Source organism: Ktedonospora formicarum, assembly GCF_016587355.1.
Taxonomy (GTDB): Bacteria; Chloroflexota; Ktedonobacteria; order Ktedonobacterales; family Ktedonobacteraceae; genus Ktedonobacter; species Ktedonobacter formicarum.
This window is the reverse complement of the sequence record NZ_BNJF01000001.1, coordinates 2198056-2213958: the sequence shown is the minus strand read 5'-3', so window position 1 is coordinate 2213958 and position 15903 is coordinate 2198056. Positions and strand designations below refer to the sequence as shown.

Annotated in this window: 12 protein-coding genes and 2 tRNA genes; 3 read left to right on the top strand and 11 right to left on the bottom strand. The window is 50.1% G+C overall.

Annotation, left to right across the window (positions count from 1 at the left end; translation table 11 throughout):
* Positions 1 to 77 precede the first annotated feature (77 nt).
* The 5 genes from K3T82_RS09530 to K3T82_RS09510 form a co-directional block, all read right to left on the bottom strand.
* Positions 78 to 620, bottom strand: a complete 543-nt coding sequence (locus K3T82_RS09530; RefSeq protein ID WP_220193238.1) for a hypothetical protein — start codon at positions 618 to 620, stop codon at positions 78 to 80.
* Between the two features lie 110 nt (positions 621 to 730).
* Complete coding sequence (lepB, locus tag K3T82_RS09525) at positions 731 to 1285, bottom strand: signal peptidase I (RefSeq protein WP_220193237.1); 555 nt, start codon at positions 1283 to 1285, stop codon at positions 731 to 733.
* A 198-nt stretch (positions 1286 to 1483) separates the two neighbouring features.
* Entirely contained in the window at positions 1484 to 3187 is a 1704-nt protein-coding gene (locus K3T82_RS09520) for a glycosyltransferase family 39 protein (protein ID WP_220193236.1), read from the bottom strand.
* 298 nt (positions 3188 to 3485) lie between these two features.
* Positions 3486 to 5648: a glycosyltransferase gene (locus K3T82_RS09515; RefSeq protein WP_220193235.1), complete on the bottom strand. Its 2163-nt coding sequence runs from the start codon at positions 5646 to 5648 to the stop codon at positions 3486 to 3488.
* Positions 5645 to 7021: a lipopolysaccharide biosynthesis protein gene (locus K3T82_RS09510; protein WP_220193234.1), complete on the bottom strand. Its 1377-nt coding sequence runs from the start codon at positions 7019 to 7021 to the stop codon at positions 5645 to 5647. Before K3T82_RS09510 ends, K3T82_RS09515 begins: the two co-directional genes overlap by 4 nt.
* A 422-nt stretch (positions 7022 to 7443) precedes the next feature.
* Here K3T82_RS09510 and K3T82_RS09505 point away from each other — a divergent pair, with 422 nt between their 5' ends.
* Complete coding sequence (locus K3T82_RS09505) at positions 7444 to 7794, top strand: GspE/PulE/PilB domain-containing protein (protein ID WP_220193233.1); 351 nt, start codon at positions 7444 to 7446, stop codon at positions 7792 to 7794.
* A gap of 43 nt (positions 7795 to 7837) precedes the next feature.
* Here K3T82_RS09505 and K3T82_RS09500 read toward each other — a convergent pair whose 3' ends face one another.
* The 4 genes from K3T82_RS09500 to K3T82_RS09485 form a co-directional block, all read right to left on the bottom strand.
* Entirely contained in the window at positions 7838 to 8521 is a 684-nt protein-coding gene (locus K3T82_RS09500; RefSeq protein WP_220193232.1) for an RNA polymerase sigma factor, read from the bottom strand.
* A gap of 306 nt (positions 8522 to 8827) precedes the next feature.
* Positions 8828 to 9976 carry an AI-2E family transporter gene (locus tag K3T82_RS09495; RefSeq protein ID WP_220193231.1) on the bottom strand — a complete coding sequence of 383 codons (1149 nt, stop codon included), beginning with the start codon at positions 9974 to 9976 and terminating at the stop codon, positions 8828 to 8830.
* Between the two features lie 127 nt (positions 9977 to 10103).
* Positions 10104 to 10174 (bottom strand) — tRNA-Gln (locus K3T82_RS09490).
* A gap of 66 nt (positions 10175 to 10240) precedes the next feature.
* Positions 10241 to 10311 (bottom strand) — tRNA-Gln (locus K3T82_RS09485).
* A gap of 435 nt (positions 10312 to 10746) precedes the next feature.
* Here K3T82_RS09485 and mdh point away from each other — a divergent pair.
* Both mdh and K3T82_RS09475 read left to right on the top strand, forming a co-directional pair.
* Positions 10747 to 11673: a malate dehydrogenase gene (gene mdh, locus K3T82_RS09480; protein WP_220193230.1), complete on the top strand. Its 927-nt coding sequence runs from the start codon at positions 10747 to 10749 to the stop codon at positions 11671 to 11673.
* Between the two features lie 300 nt (positions 11674 to 11973).
* Positions 11974 to 13461, top strand: coding sequence for an FHA domain-containing protein (locus K3T82_RS09475; RefSeq protein ID WP_220193229.1), 1488 nt, complete (start codon positions 11974 to 11976; stop codon positions 13459 to 13461).
* On the opposite strand, the gene rsmI is transcribed toward K3T82_RS09475, so the two are convergent.
* Entirely contained in the window at positions 13458 to 14165 is a 708-nt protein-coding gene (rsmI, locus tag K3T82_RS09470) for a 16S rRNA (cytidine(1402)-2'-O)-methyltransferase (protein ID WP_220193228.1), read from the bottom strand. The two genes, K3T82_RS09475 and rsmI, sit on opposite strands and share 4 nt — an antisense overlap.
* A 1-nt stretch (position 14166) precedes the next feature.
* Positions 14167 to 15741: an AMP-dependent synthetase/ligase gene (locus tag K3T82_RS09465; protein ID WP_220193227.1), complete on the bottom strand. Its 1575-nt coding sequence runs from the start codon at positions 15739 to 15741 to the stop codon at positions 14167 to 14169.
* Positions 15742 to 15903: the final 162 nt, after the last annotated feature.

Genomic DNA, 15903 nt, shown 5'->3' with positions numbered 1-15903 from the left:
ACAGAGGTGCTATATGCGAAAGGCCAGCCGTGTTCAGAAAGTGAACACGGCTGGCCTTTCGCTGGGAAGTGAAGAGACTAATCCTCTTCACTTCCATAGTAGGGATGTCGTAGTGTCGCGCGTGTTGCGCCCCACTGTGAGAGAATGCCACCGATCAGACAGGCAATAACCAGGAAGAGTAGCGAGATAGCGATGCCTCCGATGGCTTGATTTCCGCTCTGCTGATTGAGATTTCCTGGATAGTTAGGGATGTAGCGCTCCACAAAGCCCGCGATATAGGTGATAGCGGAAATAATGACGCCAGTCCAGAAGGCGGGTCGACGCAGTATGATGCGTTTGCCGGCCATGAAGCCACCGACAAAGCAAAGCGCGCAATTGATCAGGAAGGTTAGACAGGCCAGACCAAGCGCAAGGTAGGTCAAGGGACCTGCGGTTGCCTCGCGCGCCTGGCCCGTTGTCGCAGGGACGCTCAGAAACGCGAGCGCGATATTGACAATGACCGCAATGATACCGAAGATCAGGCCAATTTTGAGCGCTTGTGAAGTGGCATTGGCAGGTGGAGCATAGTCATCGGCTATCAGGTCATCCCCGCCGTCGTCGTAGGAAGCTTTGTTAGGCATAGAAACGTTATTTCCTCTGATGTATTGATAGGTGTAGCGCCAGTGGCGTGGGCAGAGACCAGATTCGAGAGGTAACTCGCGTGTTATCTCGCCCACATTTGTTCTGTATGCTACTTGTTGCCAATACCTTTAAAGGTATCGGGATAAGTATTGATCAATTGCCACCTGTTGACAGGCCAATAGACAAACACAGCTTTGCCAACAACATCGTCTTTGGGCACAAAGCCCCAGTAGCGTGAATCATCGCTCACTGGTCGGTTATCGCCAAGAACGAAGTATTGATCAGGTGGCACTTTCCATATTTTAGCAAAAGGATTGAGGGGAGCACTAATATAGGCTTTTTCGTCGATTAGTTTGTCGTTTACCCAGACATTGGTGCGATCAATGCGAACTGTATCGCCTGGAAGACCAATAATACGTTTGATATAGTCAACACTCGTATTACGTGGATAGTGAAAGACAATAACATCGCCGCGTTCGGGTGCTTTAAATGTATACGCTACCTTGTTGATGAGCACATACTCATTCATCTTGAGAGAGGGCTCCATGCTTTGACCATCAACCTGATATGTTTGGACTACCAGGCGAATCAGAAAAAAGATCAGCAGCGTCAGGACAACGATCTCGACTATTTCGCGTACGAGATGGGAACGTGATTGTTTCAACGTTGAACCTCGCCTTTTCATTCTACTTTATGCATCTCAACTGAGGTATGCTCCAATGTTTTTCTACGACCTCAGGCCTATCAGGGGCGATGACCTCCAAAAAGAGGATATACCTTTGTGAATATGATACTCATATCAAGGAATGCCATCGGCAAACATTATAACTGAAAATGCATAGGTATGCTAGAAAACTTTGGGCTACGTACTGCAGACCTTGCACGATTTGATGTAAATGATATAGCCTGAGACGGTTGCGCGCTGGTAAAGTAAAGCGTGAGGCAAGTAGGTCTGGCTCTCGAAGGCGCGGGCCTGGGCTGAGTCCTGTATAAACACATATGCCGGAGCGGTGGCTTTCTGCACCTCTTCTGTATACAGAGGATAGCGGTTTTGTCCCGATTGAAGCTGTTCGTCCAGCACTGAGCAGGCGATCTGTTCTGTGGTCTGAAAGATTAAACGATTGCAGGTCCAGTAATCAGAATAGATGCGTGTCTTCTTGTGTGAAAGGAGATAATTAATTAAGTTCTCTTGTTTTTGAAATGTCTCCTGGGCATTGGGAACATCTTCAAAGGTGCGTACAGTTCCCACAACCAGCATACTCAAGATGAAGAGCAGTGTCGCGATGCGGAGAGTGAAGAGGGCGCGCGCGCGCCAGAGTGTGGGCCATGTGAGGGGAAGCAACCCACGCCAGAGCGGCCAGAGAAGTGCTGGTAGCGCAAGGCACATACTAAACAGGTAGCGCGACGTTGGGCCGGGATTGACCGCGGCCGAAGCGCTCAGCGTGTAAAGGGCCAGAATCGAACCCGCGCTCAGAAGTAAAGCCAAACGTGTGCATTCGATGACCAGATGGCGATAGTCTGAGGGGGCAAGCTCGGTGAGGGTTGTTTCTCGTGGTCTGAGTCGCCAGGCGGAGATGAGGGCTTGTGTGGTCGCGATTCCCCCTAATCCGAGATAGCCCAAAGACCAGAGGCCATGAGTGAGTGTACACGCCAACATCGTGGGAGTTGCGGGTCCAAAGAGTGGTAACTGATTGGGGGAGCAGAGTTGGTTGAAACCAGTTGCGGCGGGAAGGGCAAAGAGCAGTGAGCCAACAAAGCGTCGTACGGAGGGAATATTTTTAGCTGCCATCTCATTTGCCATAGCTCCATTGACATTTAGAATGGCGTTCAGTGAGTTATTTCCCAGGGGCGAGGTGAGGTTGGCATATATCATAGGCCCAATACCAATCAGGAGTCCCACCAGGAGGAGCCCAAGTCCCCAGCCTCGTAGTTCGCGACGGCAGAAAAGCGCCAGCAGGAGCAACGCGCATCCGACAAAGGGTAGGGTGATCTGATCTGTCCAGATCGCGATGCCGCTCAGCAACCCCATCAAGAAGAAAAGACCCCATCGTCGCGGAGCTGGCGAGGCCAGGGGTGAAGTCAGAGCCAGATGTGAAGCCAGGAGGAGTAAGAGGGTGTTCAGGACCAGAATGTCGGGATAGCGACCGAATGCCTTCAACTGCTGGAGGATCATATCGAGCGAGCCAAAGCTCAAGAGTAGTACTGAGAAGAGGGCCAGCTTACGTGTATAAAGCCTGCTAGCCAGATTATAAAGCAGTACCAGGAAGAGAGCGTAGAGTGCTATGAGCAGAAGGCGTACTGAGAAGACGGAAGGCCCAAATAGTAGCACAAAGGGAGCAGCCAGGTGTGCTTCAAGCGAGCCCAGGTATGCCTGTCCATAATAAAAAATTGGGTGCTCGCCGCGGTAGGCGATGTGGAGCGCCATCAGGTCAATCACGCCCTCGTCACTATTGGTTGTTGGCCAGTGATATGCAATGAGCAAGAAGCGGATAAGTGATGCTAGAATGACCAGCGCTAACAAGATGAGCCTGGACGCACCTATGCGAAATCTCTTTAAATATGCCATAGCTTTTCTAACGTAGGAGCATCCTCAGTGGTCGCATATAGGAAGCTCGGCGTTGTAATCTCCTTGTATTTCTTCCTTCGTAAAAAAGTGCCGCTATAGCTTGACGGGTCAGAGGTCCCTCAGCATTCAAGCGCTTCATGGGCCAAGGAGAGGTGGTAGGATTGTGGTTAGCAATCCTACCACCTCTCCTTTGACTCACCATAGGCGGTGAGGGGGCATCTTACCTATAAATATTCCAAGCTGCAAGGCTTATAAAGCATATGTTTCCCAGCAAGGATACGTTGTTGGGTTTAAGATGTCAATGGAAGACCAATTTCTTGTAGAGGTTAATCAAGTCATGGGCGTAGCGCCGCCAACTCGTCGAAGCATCAAGGGCCTGTAGTTCATCCGTTGTTGGGTGATAATGGCGGCGTGTTGCGGCATCAAGCGCCTCCGCTATTGACGAAGGACTTTCGGGCTGGTAGTAGATGCCGCCGTGTAGTGGTAGCAGACCATGATAGCGTGGTAATGTAGGAGCGATGACCAGGCGATCATATGACGCGGCATGGAGCGCGGCCCGAATATTTCCCACAATAGTACAAGCTCCATGTGGGAAAACCACGGCATCGGTAGCTCCCAGGTAAAGTGGTAGATCATTCTCACGTACCTTCGGGTAAATATGTATATGCTCGTCAACGGAGGCTATCTCTCGTAGCTTGTGTGAGAGCTTGCGTCCGCGTGGCTGACCTACCAGGAGCAAATGCAGCGCCCGTGGTGGATCTTGTAGGGCCATGTCTTGCTGAACTTCCTGGAAGCTCTGAATCAGGTGCAAAATCTCGGTTTCGGTATGGAGATAGGCATGACACAGATAGAGAAAATCATCGTCCGCCACGGCTAAGTTCAAGTGATTGCGTGCCTGATTGCGTAAGATCAACGGAGGATCGCTGCCCCGATAGCCGGGATGTGGTAAGCCACAGGTACGTTGGCGTAGCTCCTTTTCCACATAGAGATCCTGGGGCTTTCGTGAGAAGGCCTGGATCGCGTCACTGCGTGAGAGCACAAGATATTCAAAAGCGAGTCGTTTGCGAGCGCGCCGACCAGGGAAATTATGCCACCATCCGCCAGCATCTGTTGAGACAATGGCAATGCCTAGCTGACGCGCCAGCCAGAGAGTGAAGAGAAAGCGTTTTCGTGCCAGCAGGTGTAGTGTAAAGGCTCCTGGCTGATAGATATGGATAAGTCCGATAGCACGCTGCTGATAAGCCCGGTGTCGCCATAGCCAGCTCAGAGGGATGGCATGCTTTCTGACTATCATCGAGACATGTTCACCCCGTAGGTGTTCAATGACAGGTGGATGTTCGCGCTCATTCGCGCAGACAAACATCACTGAGGGGAGTGAAATCTCGGCTGGCGAGTGATAGAGCGCCTGAAGTAGCTGACGCAAGCGGCCAGCCGCGCGCGATTGCTCCATAGCGGCCTGCATATGCTCAGAGGTTGGTTTCCGAGCCAGGAAGACGAGCGGGCGTTGGACACAGGCAATGTAGAGTAGATAAATCCATTCGCGCAACGCCGTAAACAAAATCTGGTGTGTCGTAGATGGTGGAGGGGCATCGGGACGTGGCTGACAGGCATAGCGCGCCAGAATTTCGGCTCGACCTTGCCAGTACGCTCGTCCCAGAAAGAAAGGTTTCTTCAAGCGTGCTGTGGGCGCGCGATGGAAGACAAGCGCTCGTGGTTCATACCAGAGTTGATAGCCCTCTCGCCTCAAACGTTGGCAGAGTTCCTCTATCTCTAGATTGGTTGGGCTGTACAAGCGCTTGCTTATATAAGGCGAGAAGAGATCAATCTTGCGTAAGACACTGATCTTGGCGGAGAAGCAACAATTACTAAAAGCAAGTCCCAAGGGCATTGGTAGGCGTCTCATATCATTGCCGAAGGGTGAGAAATAGCCAAGCACATCGCGCATATTGTCCGAAAGCCAGTACGGGCGGTCACCTTCCCAGCGAATCTCGGTGCGACCCCCAATCGCGTCGGCATTGGTTTCATCGTAGGCAAATAAGAGTGATTCGAGTAAGTTGATATCTGCTATGCAATCATCATCGAGAAAGACCGCGATCTCGCCACGTGCATGAGCGATACCCGTATTACGAGCGTATGCTAATCCGTTCTGTTGTTCAGATATGCAGCGTGCCTGCCAGATCTGTTCAGGCAGTATAGCTTCACCATGCAACGATTGAATGTATTGCTCAATCGCTTCCATTGTACCGTCTTCAGAACCATTATCAACGATAATTACCTCATAGAGGTGGGGAGATAAGGTTTGGCGATGCAGACTAGAGAGTGCCGCCAGAACGAGATTACGGCGATTATAAGTGCAGAGTATAATGCTCAGGCGCGGTAATGGTGAGCGCCCCTGAGGCTGATTGCTAGGCACAGAGCGGATATGCGCATCTGTGTTGAGCGAATGGTGGAACTTCATCATACCTCCTTTGGTAGCAAGAGCGTCTGCTTTTTCAGCGAGAAATGGCAAAGCAACATTGATCCCAACACGGAGAATGCTTGCGCGCAGGCACTTGAGAGCGCGGCACCTATAAGGCCCATGCGAGGGATAAGGATGACTGCCAGAGCGATATTGACAAGTGCTGCGATGAACCCAAGGCGCAGGCGAGCTGTCTGGTGTGGAATCTGTACCAGATACGTAGTGCTTACCGAAGCGATACTTCCTAATGCGGCTGAAACCAGGAGAATGCGCAGAGGGGTTACCACTTCTAAGAAGTCCGCGCCAAGGCTGTAGCCGATCAGCCAGGGCGCGAGCAACATCAATAGTCCACAGAGCGGGAGTGCAAGCGTTGCCATCGCCCAGGAAGAGCGAATGAACTGCTGATGAGGTGTCCCACTGGTCCAACATATGCGGTGAAGCAGCAAGAGTCGTGTACTCAGAGGTACGATAAGAAAAGAGAAGAGCATCGGTATCAAGCGCATGAGCCAGCCGCTCAAGATTGCGCTGAGAGCGTAAAAGCCTACTAAAGCGGACCTTGACCAGAGTGCCAGAAAGAAGAGCTCGCTACGCTGCCAGACGATCATATCTATCAGGTACGGCCAGGGCATATTCTTTATCTTGCGTAGCAGAGAGGAGCGTACATACGAAGTCGGGGCGACCGCCTCGCGCACTGGCAAGAGACGTAGAACGCAGGCTACAGCCAGCACTAGTGTGAGAGTTTCTGCAATCGCACGAGCAAGCAAGAAGATACCTATGTGTTCGCCACTGATATGAGTGGCGGCGATAATTGTCAGAAAGCTTAAGAACGCTCCGAAGAATTGGAGCATAATCAGAAGATCTGAACGTCTTTGACTGCGGAGAGTAATACCCGCGATATTGCTGAATAGTAAGGGCAAACCCGATAGGCTTCCTAGAAGTAAGAGCGAACGGCTTGGCTGGTGAAAGAGCCAGGCAACAGGAGTTACTAATAGCAAGCATACAAATATGAATAGCAAGATATGGCGACATTGGCGGCACCAGAGGAGATAAAAGATTCCCGCGACCTGGCGTGGAGCCTCACGACCCTGCGCATTAGCGATATGTTGATTAGCAGGTGCCGACGCTCCTATCCCAATAAGTGGAATGGCAAAAGTTGCCAGCCATTGAATAAAAGCGAAGATACCGAAGTCATTGGGTCCAAGTGTACGTATAATGAGCACATGAGCGCAACAGTTAAGCAGTGCCGCATACAGAGCTATGCCGAGATGCCATGAACTTGGGATTAAGATTTCTCCCCGCTCACGATCTATGGACACGCCCAGAAAGCGCAGCCAGCGCAAATGGGAGCGAATAGTATGTGAATATGGTAAAAGCATCGTTCCTCCACCCCAACCGCATCACAAGACCCCTTGACCCCAAATGAGCCGATACTGGCTGTGGGGCCTGAGGTGTTACAAATATATGTCCCATTTCATTGTAACAAAGGGGCCATCTCTGGCTCGAAGAGTGCTGTTGTGTGTACCAGAATGTACCAGTGTGTTTTATGAATGTATATGGTTATGTCTATCAATCATGCTGAAGCAAGTGTCAAATGAGGGAGGAAGCAGCATATTTAGATAGGAGGAAGCGGTATTATGTAACATAGAGGTTCAGGTACTCTATTTTCTGACTTCTGAAGAGGTTGTGTATAATATGATAATACACAAGCCTGATGGCACTAAGGTAAGCGGCCGCGATTGGTTCAGGTGAGGGCTATCAGTTGTAGTTTTGTTGGTAGTGGGTGGTGAGGAGTGAGTAGATGAGAGAACAGATTGGCCTGGTCGAGTGTATAGCAAGCGTTGGCATAGGCGAGCCCTCTGCTATAATGCTTTATATGCAGGGAAGGGAACTACCATATCTAGCCCGAGTGAATAGTTATCCATCGCGTCGCCTGTTGGGCCTGTTCCCCTATGAGCTTTCCAGGCGCTATGGTTGTGTCCCTGTAGGAATAGAGCGTGATGCCGTGACTCTCGCGACCTGTCAGCGACTCGCCAGTGAGGTTATAGCTCAACTTCAAGAGTACACCCGTAAAGCTATTTTTCAGGTGCGTTGTGAAGAGATTCTTATAGAAGAGCTCTTGAACTACTGGCGAGATCTGCTGTTAGTCTAAACATACTTGCTCCGTGGTATGCCTCTACTTAATTGCTTATGTATCACGCATGCATGAGATCTATGTTCTGCTGTGTGTATAACGTACGGCGCAGATTATTCAGGGCAGCTTGAATACGCTTCTTCAGAGTATTTTCTGAAGTCTCAAGTGCTCGTGACATTTCTGGAAGTGTCATCCCGTTATAGTAATGCAGCACAATCACGATGCGTTGTTTTAGCGGAAGATCATTGATAGCCTGCGCGAGATCCCAGTTGCGCTCCATAAGCCCTTTATAGTCATCGGCGGCCCGAGCGATCATATCCGCTTCCTGGTCGAGTAATGTCTGGCGCATAAAGGCCGAACTGCGTGCTAAACGACGCTTGAAACTGATGCACTGGTTGACGACGATACGCATCAACCAGGGGCGAAGTGCGTCTGCTTTGCGTAGATCGGGAAGATGATGCCATGCGAGAATAAATGCATCTTGAACCACGTCCTCCGCAACGTCATAATCACCTACAATGAGGGTTGCTGTGCGTAGCATAAGGTTGCCAAATTGCTCTACTATACCTTCAAATGCCATATGATCCCCCTGAAGCGCGCGATTGACCAGTACAAACTGCTCTACTTGTTCTGACTCCAGTAGGTTTCTCCTGGTGGCTAGCTGTGTGTCTTTGGCTGGTATATTTGAAGGCAGCAATCTGAGTGAGCTTAATGCTGATGTGGGCTGGATAGCGAGCGTTACCATGCTAAATGTAACCTCCTCTTCACGTTATGGGCAATGCAAACTTTGTACAAAATAATAGCATGGATTCAAGGATTGTATAAGGTGTGCTAACTCACTAATTTTATAACGTGCAGTCTTTGTCTATGTTTTCATAATGCATGAGCAAAAATATAGGGTGCTGAGAGGGTATTGTTATGGGATTATTATTTTATGAATAATGTTTGTGTAATGTGTGAATCGACTTTGTTCAAGGTGTGTTGCAAGAAAGAAGTAGCGATGTTATCTCACACCTGAACATCGCTACTTCTCGTCTAAAGGAGATCAATGTTACTTTTCTGTTGCTTGACCTGATGGTCTTTCCGTTACACCCTCTTTGGTTTGGGTGAATTGCTCAGGATGGCGAGCGCGCCATTCTTGCCAGATTACAATACTAATGGCTTGAAGCACGCCTGCCACAGGTGAAGCGAAGAGCGTGCCCCAGATTCCAAAGAGCTCGCCGCCTGCGACAAGGGCAAAGAGTGAGACGATAGGATGGAGTCCAACGGATTGTCCAACAATGCGTGGTCCTACTAGCTCGCCCTCAATCACATGCACAAAGATGAAGTAGAGCAATACGAAGAGCGCGGTTAACCAACCATGTGTAAGTGCGATTACTACACAGACGGCACCGGAGATAAAGGTGCCCAGGATGGGAATAAAAGCCATGATAAAGGCTATCATGCCCAGGAGGAAGGCATAAGGCAAACGGAAAATGAAGCCCATGCCTAAGCCAACCAGGAGTGCTATGAGTAGTGCCAGGAGAAATTGACCGCGAATATATCCGCCTACAACCTTCTGTAGTGTATCCAGCACCAGGTTGGCGTGTGCCGCCTGAGGGGTATTTTGCCTCAACCAGTTTGCTACCCGCCCACCATCAATGAGCAGATAAATGCTCAGAATGGCGACGATTAAGACATCAAGCATAAACTCGAAGAAACTGCGTAGGAATGGGATTGCATCGCGACTGAACTCCTCGCCACGGGCGATCAAGAATTGCCGCCCTTGTAGAATCTGATCATGGGTCGCGCCAAGTGAGAGAAGAATATGTTCCAGACGTGTGGGCTGACCGTTATTTGAGGTTGTGAGATCTCGTACATACCTTATCAATTCATGTGTCTGATCTATTGTTGTACGAACGGCCGCATAGAAGAGCAGGCTAATCGCTGAAAGGACAATGAGATATACAATCAGGATGGCGACGATGCGAGGCACAAAACGTTGGATTAGCTTGACCAGGGGAGCAAGCGCGAAGGCGAAAAGCGCTGCGATGGCTAGCATCAATAGCGCTCTCGTAATATGTGAAGCCAGCCAGAAGAACAGGATAATCACACCGCTCCAGGCTAGAATTGAGAGTGGTATATCGCGCCTGATTCTCCATTTTTGCTGCCGTTGACGGTGGTAAGAGGCTGGTTGTGGGTTTTGAGTCTCTTTCTCCATAAAAGAAACATTCCCTTCTGCTGAAGATGAGCAAATTATGCGGGTGTCGAACGCTTTTCTGTTATTGTAGCAAAAGGGTAAGGGGGGAAAGACAAAAAAGGAGAGGCATCTTGCCTCTCCTCAAGGGCTGGGGTACAGGGACTCGAACCCCAATTAACTGATCCAGAGTCAGCCGTCCTACCATTGAACGATACCCCAATAATGAGCGTGTCTGGAAGCGTTGGAAGACAAAAAGTTGGGAGAGGAAAATACCTCTCCCAAGGGCTGGGGTACAGGGACTCGAACCCCAATCAACTGATCCAGAGTCAGCCGTCCTACCATTGAACGATACCCCATTATTTGTCAAAGCCGTAACGCTCTCGACGACAAGTATCATACCGTACCATTGCCGGATTGTCAATAGGTAACTGATGAATTTTCAGGCGATTGAAAAGTTACAATCTCTACAATCTCTTCCCACCTCTGATGATTATGGTGGAGGGTAGAAGAATTGAGCATTAACTAGCGCAGGCTAAAGCTCTATGCCTATATTATATATACTGTAAGGGATGCAGAGAGTATGAAGATGATCGAGGCTAGACTATAAAGTCTCGGTGAGGTGGGTGCGGATAATTGCCATAAGGTAGTGATAGAGCATACAATAGAGAGGAAGTGATAAAAAACAGGATTCCCTGTTGGGGCTTATGAGTCACTGCTGGTCTTGGCCTGCAATGGCTTATGTGTCCTGGCTTTTTACTTTTAGAGAACATCGTATTTGAAAGGACACGTCAATGCGAAGAAAGATTACCGTCGTAGGGGCCGGATTTGTGGGCAGCACCCTCGTTCAGCGCTTGGCGGAGCGTGACTACGCTGATGTAGTCATGTTTGATATTGTACCTAATATGCCTCAGGGAAAGGCGCTTGACATCCTTGAGTCGGGGCCAGTTCTGGGCTTTGATACGCAGGTTACAGGAACCAATGACTATGCCGATACTGTCGGCTCTGATATTGTCGTAATTACATCAGGCTTTCCGCGCAAGCCTGGCATGACGCGTGACGATCTTGTAAAGAAGAATCAGGAAATTGTGTCACAAGTCACTGAACAGGTCGTGAAGTATTCGCCAGAGTGCATCATTATTGTCGTTACCAACCCCTTGGATGCCATGGCTCAGATCGCGCTCAAGGTGAGCGGTTTCCCCCGTGAGCGTGTTCTTGGTATGGCGGGAGTCCTGGATACAGCCCGTTTCCGCACCTTTATCGCGCAAGAGGTTGGTGCGTCGGTGCGCGATGTACAGGCATATGTTCTGGGTGGACATGGCGATACTATGGTTCCTCTTGCTCGCATGTGTACGGTCGCAGGTGTGCCTATTGAGCAGCTTATCTCACCTGAGCGCATTGAGGAAATCGTACAACGTACACGCGATGGCGGAGCTGAAATCGTCAAACTGCTGGGTACAGGAAGTGCCTACTTCGCGCCGTCCGCCTCGGTTCTGCAAATGATCGATTCTATTATGCTCGATAAGAAGATGATCATGCCTTGCGCTATTTCTCTCCAGGGCGAATATGGGATTCATAACCTCTTTGTGGGTGTTCCTGCCCAACTTGGCGCGAACGGCCTGGAAAAGGTTATTGAAATTGAGCTTGATGCTCACGAACGAGAACAGCTCAACAAATCTGTTGACGCTGTCAGAGAACTTGTGGGCGTGATGGGAATCTAAGCTAAGGTCTTCTTATTCGCTATAGAGATGTGAGCAATGAGGGTGCGTGCCCATTGTTTGTGTAGAAGCAGGATGGGAGGCGCGCTCTCTTTGTTTATACATCTTCTGTGATATAATAACTTAACATTTAAGATCTTATGCGAAAATTAATGCCACCTCAACAGCGGCTAGCGCTCTGCGCTCAGGTTTTCGGATAAGGAGTAAGCTTACGCGTATGCTGAGTCGCCTTTCAGGAGTTGTTACCAGATGGTGATGGACTCCAGCCGTTGCCGAGATGGCACGGGAAATGGAGGCATCTGTATGATTTACTGTCCTAATTGCGCGGAGCAAACCAGCGCCAATGATGATTTCTGTAAACACTGTGGACAGCGTTTAAGGCCATTACACCCTCCCTCTAATCCTCTACTTCCTCAGCCTGCTTCAGGGCCACTTCCTCGCTCAACAGGGGAGATAACGGATCTGCATGCAGGAGCGTTCGAGCATTATGTCGCCTCACCTAAAGAAGGTTCTCAGCCGCAAGGAAATGTACCAGAAAGTGTTCAACCATCGAGTTTTTCACATCGCCAGGTATATAGGATACCAGGAGCTATCCTGCGCTCCCTTAATGAAGCTATGAGCGAGCATATCATTGATAAACCTGTAACCCTTATTGGACGCTCTTCGAAGAATGATATTGCTCTGACTAGTGATCGGCTGGTTTCGCGTCGACACGCGACGCTTCGTTTTGAAGGGAATGGATATGTGCTCATTGACGAGGCAAGCGCAAATGGAACCTACATTGGGGAATCTAGGTTAGCACCGCATAAGCCCTATCCACTTCATGACGGAGCGGAATTACGCATTGGCTCCAATACCTTTTACTTTGAGATGCGCCAGGCTGAGCCAGCAAAGATGGAAGAAATGCCTACAATGCTTGTTGTGGGGGAGACACAGAATGCACCTGTTCATGCGAATGCTGACTCAAGTTCGCCGCGTTCGCTCTGGCAGAGCAGTGTCTTTTATCCTAAATTGCTTGGTACTGGCTCATGGAATGCACTTCTAATTTATGCGCATCTCGCAGGTGCGATCTCTGCTGTGCGCCAGGATGCCATGCGTGCCTTGCAGGAAATTGATTATAGCTCCAATCAGTCCTCTGATGCTGGGGGACAGACATTGCTCCCTGATATAAATATCACCTTGATTCCCGAAGGCGAAGGCATGTTCTTTAATCCACGTCGTATAACTCTTAAAGGCATCAAGGATTGGCAACGCGCGATATTTCGTTTTGTTATTCGCCCAGAATTGGGCGCGAAGGTGCATGCCTGCATTATTTCTGTGTACATGGGGCCACTTTTGCTCAATAGAATCGAGATCCCGCTGGAGTTTGCCAGGCAGGAACCGGAGGAGTGGCCACGCGCAAGCGAGAACTGCACCCAGGTTACTATAGGGAGCTTTCAGAAAATCTATCTCGCCTATAACTATAGTGATCGGACAATTGCGATGGCATGTCAGCGGGCCGCGCGTTTGCTCGCCGCGGCTATGCCTTATCTAGGAGAGGTGGAGGCTTTACGATTGCGGCAGGTGAGGGGGCATGAACTGGAGCAAAAGATGGCTGAAGCCGATGTCTTTCAGCTTTTCTGGTCTGCCAGGACCGCGCGAACTCCCTACATGCAGTATGAGTGGGAGCATGCGTTGGCCCTGGCCCGGCCTCTTGTGCATCCGGTGTACTGGGAGGTGCCGCTCCCGAATCCACCCGCAACATTAGACCAGGCCAGTTTTTTTTACGTGCCGCTCTATACCTTTAGCTAGTCTGACGTATCCTCTTCATCGTTGTGATCCTCGATCTCGCGCCCCTTCCCAGCGATAACGATGATATATTCGCCGCGCGCCTTCTCTTCATTCATCGTCGTGAGTAAGGATGAGAGAGTTCCACGCTCAACCTTCTCAAACATCTTGGTCAGGTCATTGGCGATAGCGGCGGAACGGTCGCCCAATACCTCAAGCGCATCGCTCAGAAAGCTGGTGATGCGATAAGGACTTTCATAGAAGACCAGTGTATGAGGGGAGTCCTTATCGATCTCCATGAACTTGCGTCGCCCAACTGTCTTGCGTGGCGGGAAACCGCGAAAGGTAAAACTATGAGTGGGCAAGCCAGAGAGTACAACGGCCATGATACAGGCGGTTGGCCCTGGAAGCATTGTTACCTCAAGCCCGGCATCAATTGCGCGCCGAACCAGTGTATAGCCGGGATCAGAGATGCCGGGTGTACCTGCATCCGTCACGACGGCAACTGATTGTCCCTGGCGCAAGAGGTTTTCTATGCGATCACCAGCTCGCTGCTCGTTGAAGGCATGGAAAGCCATTTGCGGCTTTGAGATGTCGAAATGCTTCAATAATATGCCTGTCTTGCGTGTATCCTCGCTGGCGATAATGTCCACCGAACGTAGGATCTCTAGGGCACGAAGCGTGATATCATCTAAATTCCCAATAGGAGTAGCGACGAGATAGAGCATACTAGCTGATTTCTTGTTCCTTTCGCAGTGATGTCAGAGTTGCGAGCATGTCCTGACGTTTGACTTTTAGTGTATGTGTGCGTGGAAAGTCTTCTTCAGGCCAGATCGTAAAGCCTCGAATCTGCTGATGTGCTGCCAGGCGTTTGTTAGCCTGTTGAATAGCCGCTTTGGCTGTTGCTTGATCGGGATGTTCCATCAAGAGGATCGCGTGCACCTGGGGATCGTGCTCATCTCTCCCTAGTCCCATGACGACAGCATCCTTCAGATTTTTATTCTCTAGCAGAATATTCTCAAGGTCCTCTGGAAAGACGTTCATCCCGTTCGCTAGCACGATCAGGTTTTTTTTGCGTCCCTTGATGTATAGGCCACCCTTGGCATCGAGCAAGCCAAGGTCACCGGTACGATACCACTCGCCATCAAAGGCCGCCTTGGTTGCATCTTCGTTGTGCCAGTACCCGAGGGTAACATTGGGACCTCGCACCAGGATCTCTTTATCAGGCGCGATGCGTACCTCAACTCCTGGCAATGGAAGCCCTGTAGATTCCATATTATGGTCATGTGTACGGTTGACGCTAACGACAGGTGAGCACTCGGTTGTCCCATATCCCTGAAGCACACGCACTCCCATGTTCTCCCAACGCCGTCCCAGCACAGGAGGAAGATATGCGCCTCCACTTACGAAGAAACGAAAGTGTCCACCGAGCTTTTGATGTATTGTCCCAAATAGATAACGACGGAGCGAGAATGGCAAGCGAGCAGCGATAGTATGCAAGCGCTCCCAAATCTTCTCCTTTTTCTGGCGTCGTACCTCGCGATCAATCCCATTCATAAACAATTGCAGTGCCTGAGGAACCAGAACCATACAGGTGATGCGCTGTGATGTGAAGAGCTTGAAGAGGGTGTCAGGAGAGAGTGTACGTGCATAGATAACGCAGGCACCAATATGGAAGATGGCGACATCGATAGTCAGTTCCAACATATGGGAGAGGGGGAGAATTGAAAGTGCGCGATCACCGCGCCGAATATCGACAGCTTCCACAGAGGCTTTAGCGTTGGACACGATGTTGCTATGGCTCAGCATAACTCCCTTAGGCTGTCCGGTTGTACCAGAGGTGAAAACCAGTTGTGCCAGATCATCCTTCGAGATAGCGGGCAAGCGGTCAGCCATAAATGAACCCTGGGGGAGTTGGTCGATATCGATGAAAGGAAGCGAGATATGCTGGAGGGTAGCGTGCTGTTTTCGCGTGGTAATGAGGAAGCGTGCCTCTGTCTTCTCAATAAGACGAGCTATAAAGTCTTCCTTGCTATTAACGTCGACGGGAACCACAACCAAACCAAGCAAGACAGCGGCGAAATAAGCGATTAGCCAATCGGCTCGACTCGCCGACCAGATGAGAATGCGCTCACCTTTCTGGACCTCCTGTCCCTGGAGATAACCTGCGAATTGGTGAACGCGTTCACGCACCTGATAATAGGAGAGCACGGACAGCGAATTGTCCTCGGATGGCTCAATAAGTACGGGCTGGTTACGGTATTGTTCAACGGCGTAGTTGAACAATTGAGGAAGAGTTTCCATACACGCGAGCCTTTCTGAAATACTGAGAATACAACGCGACCATCGTCACTGCCACGAGTGGAAAAGAGCGAAATAAAACTATATTGGAATGGCTTGGTGAAGATCAGGACGCACTTGAACAAAGTGTACCATAAGATACGCATGAGAGATAGTGGTATTTCA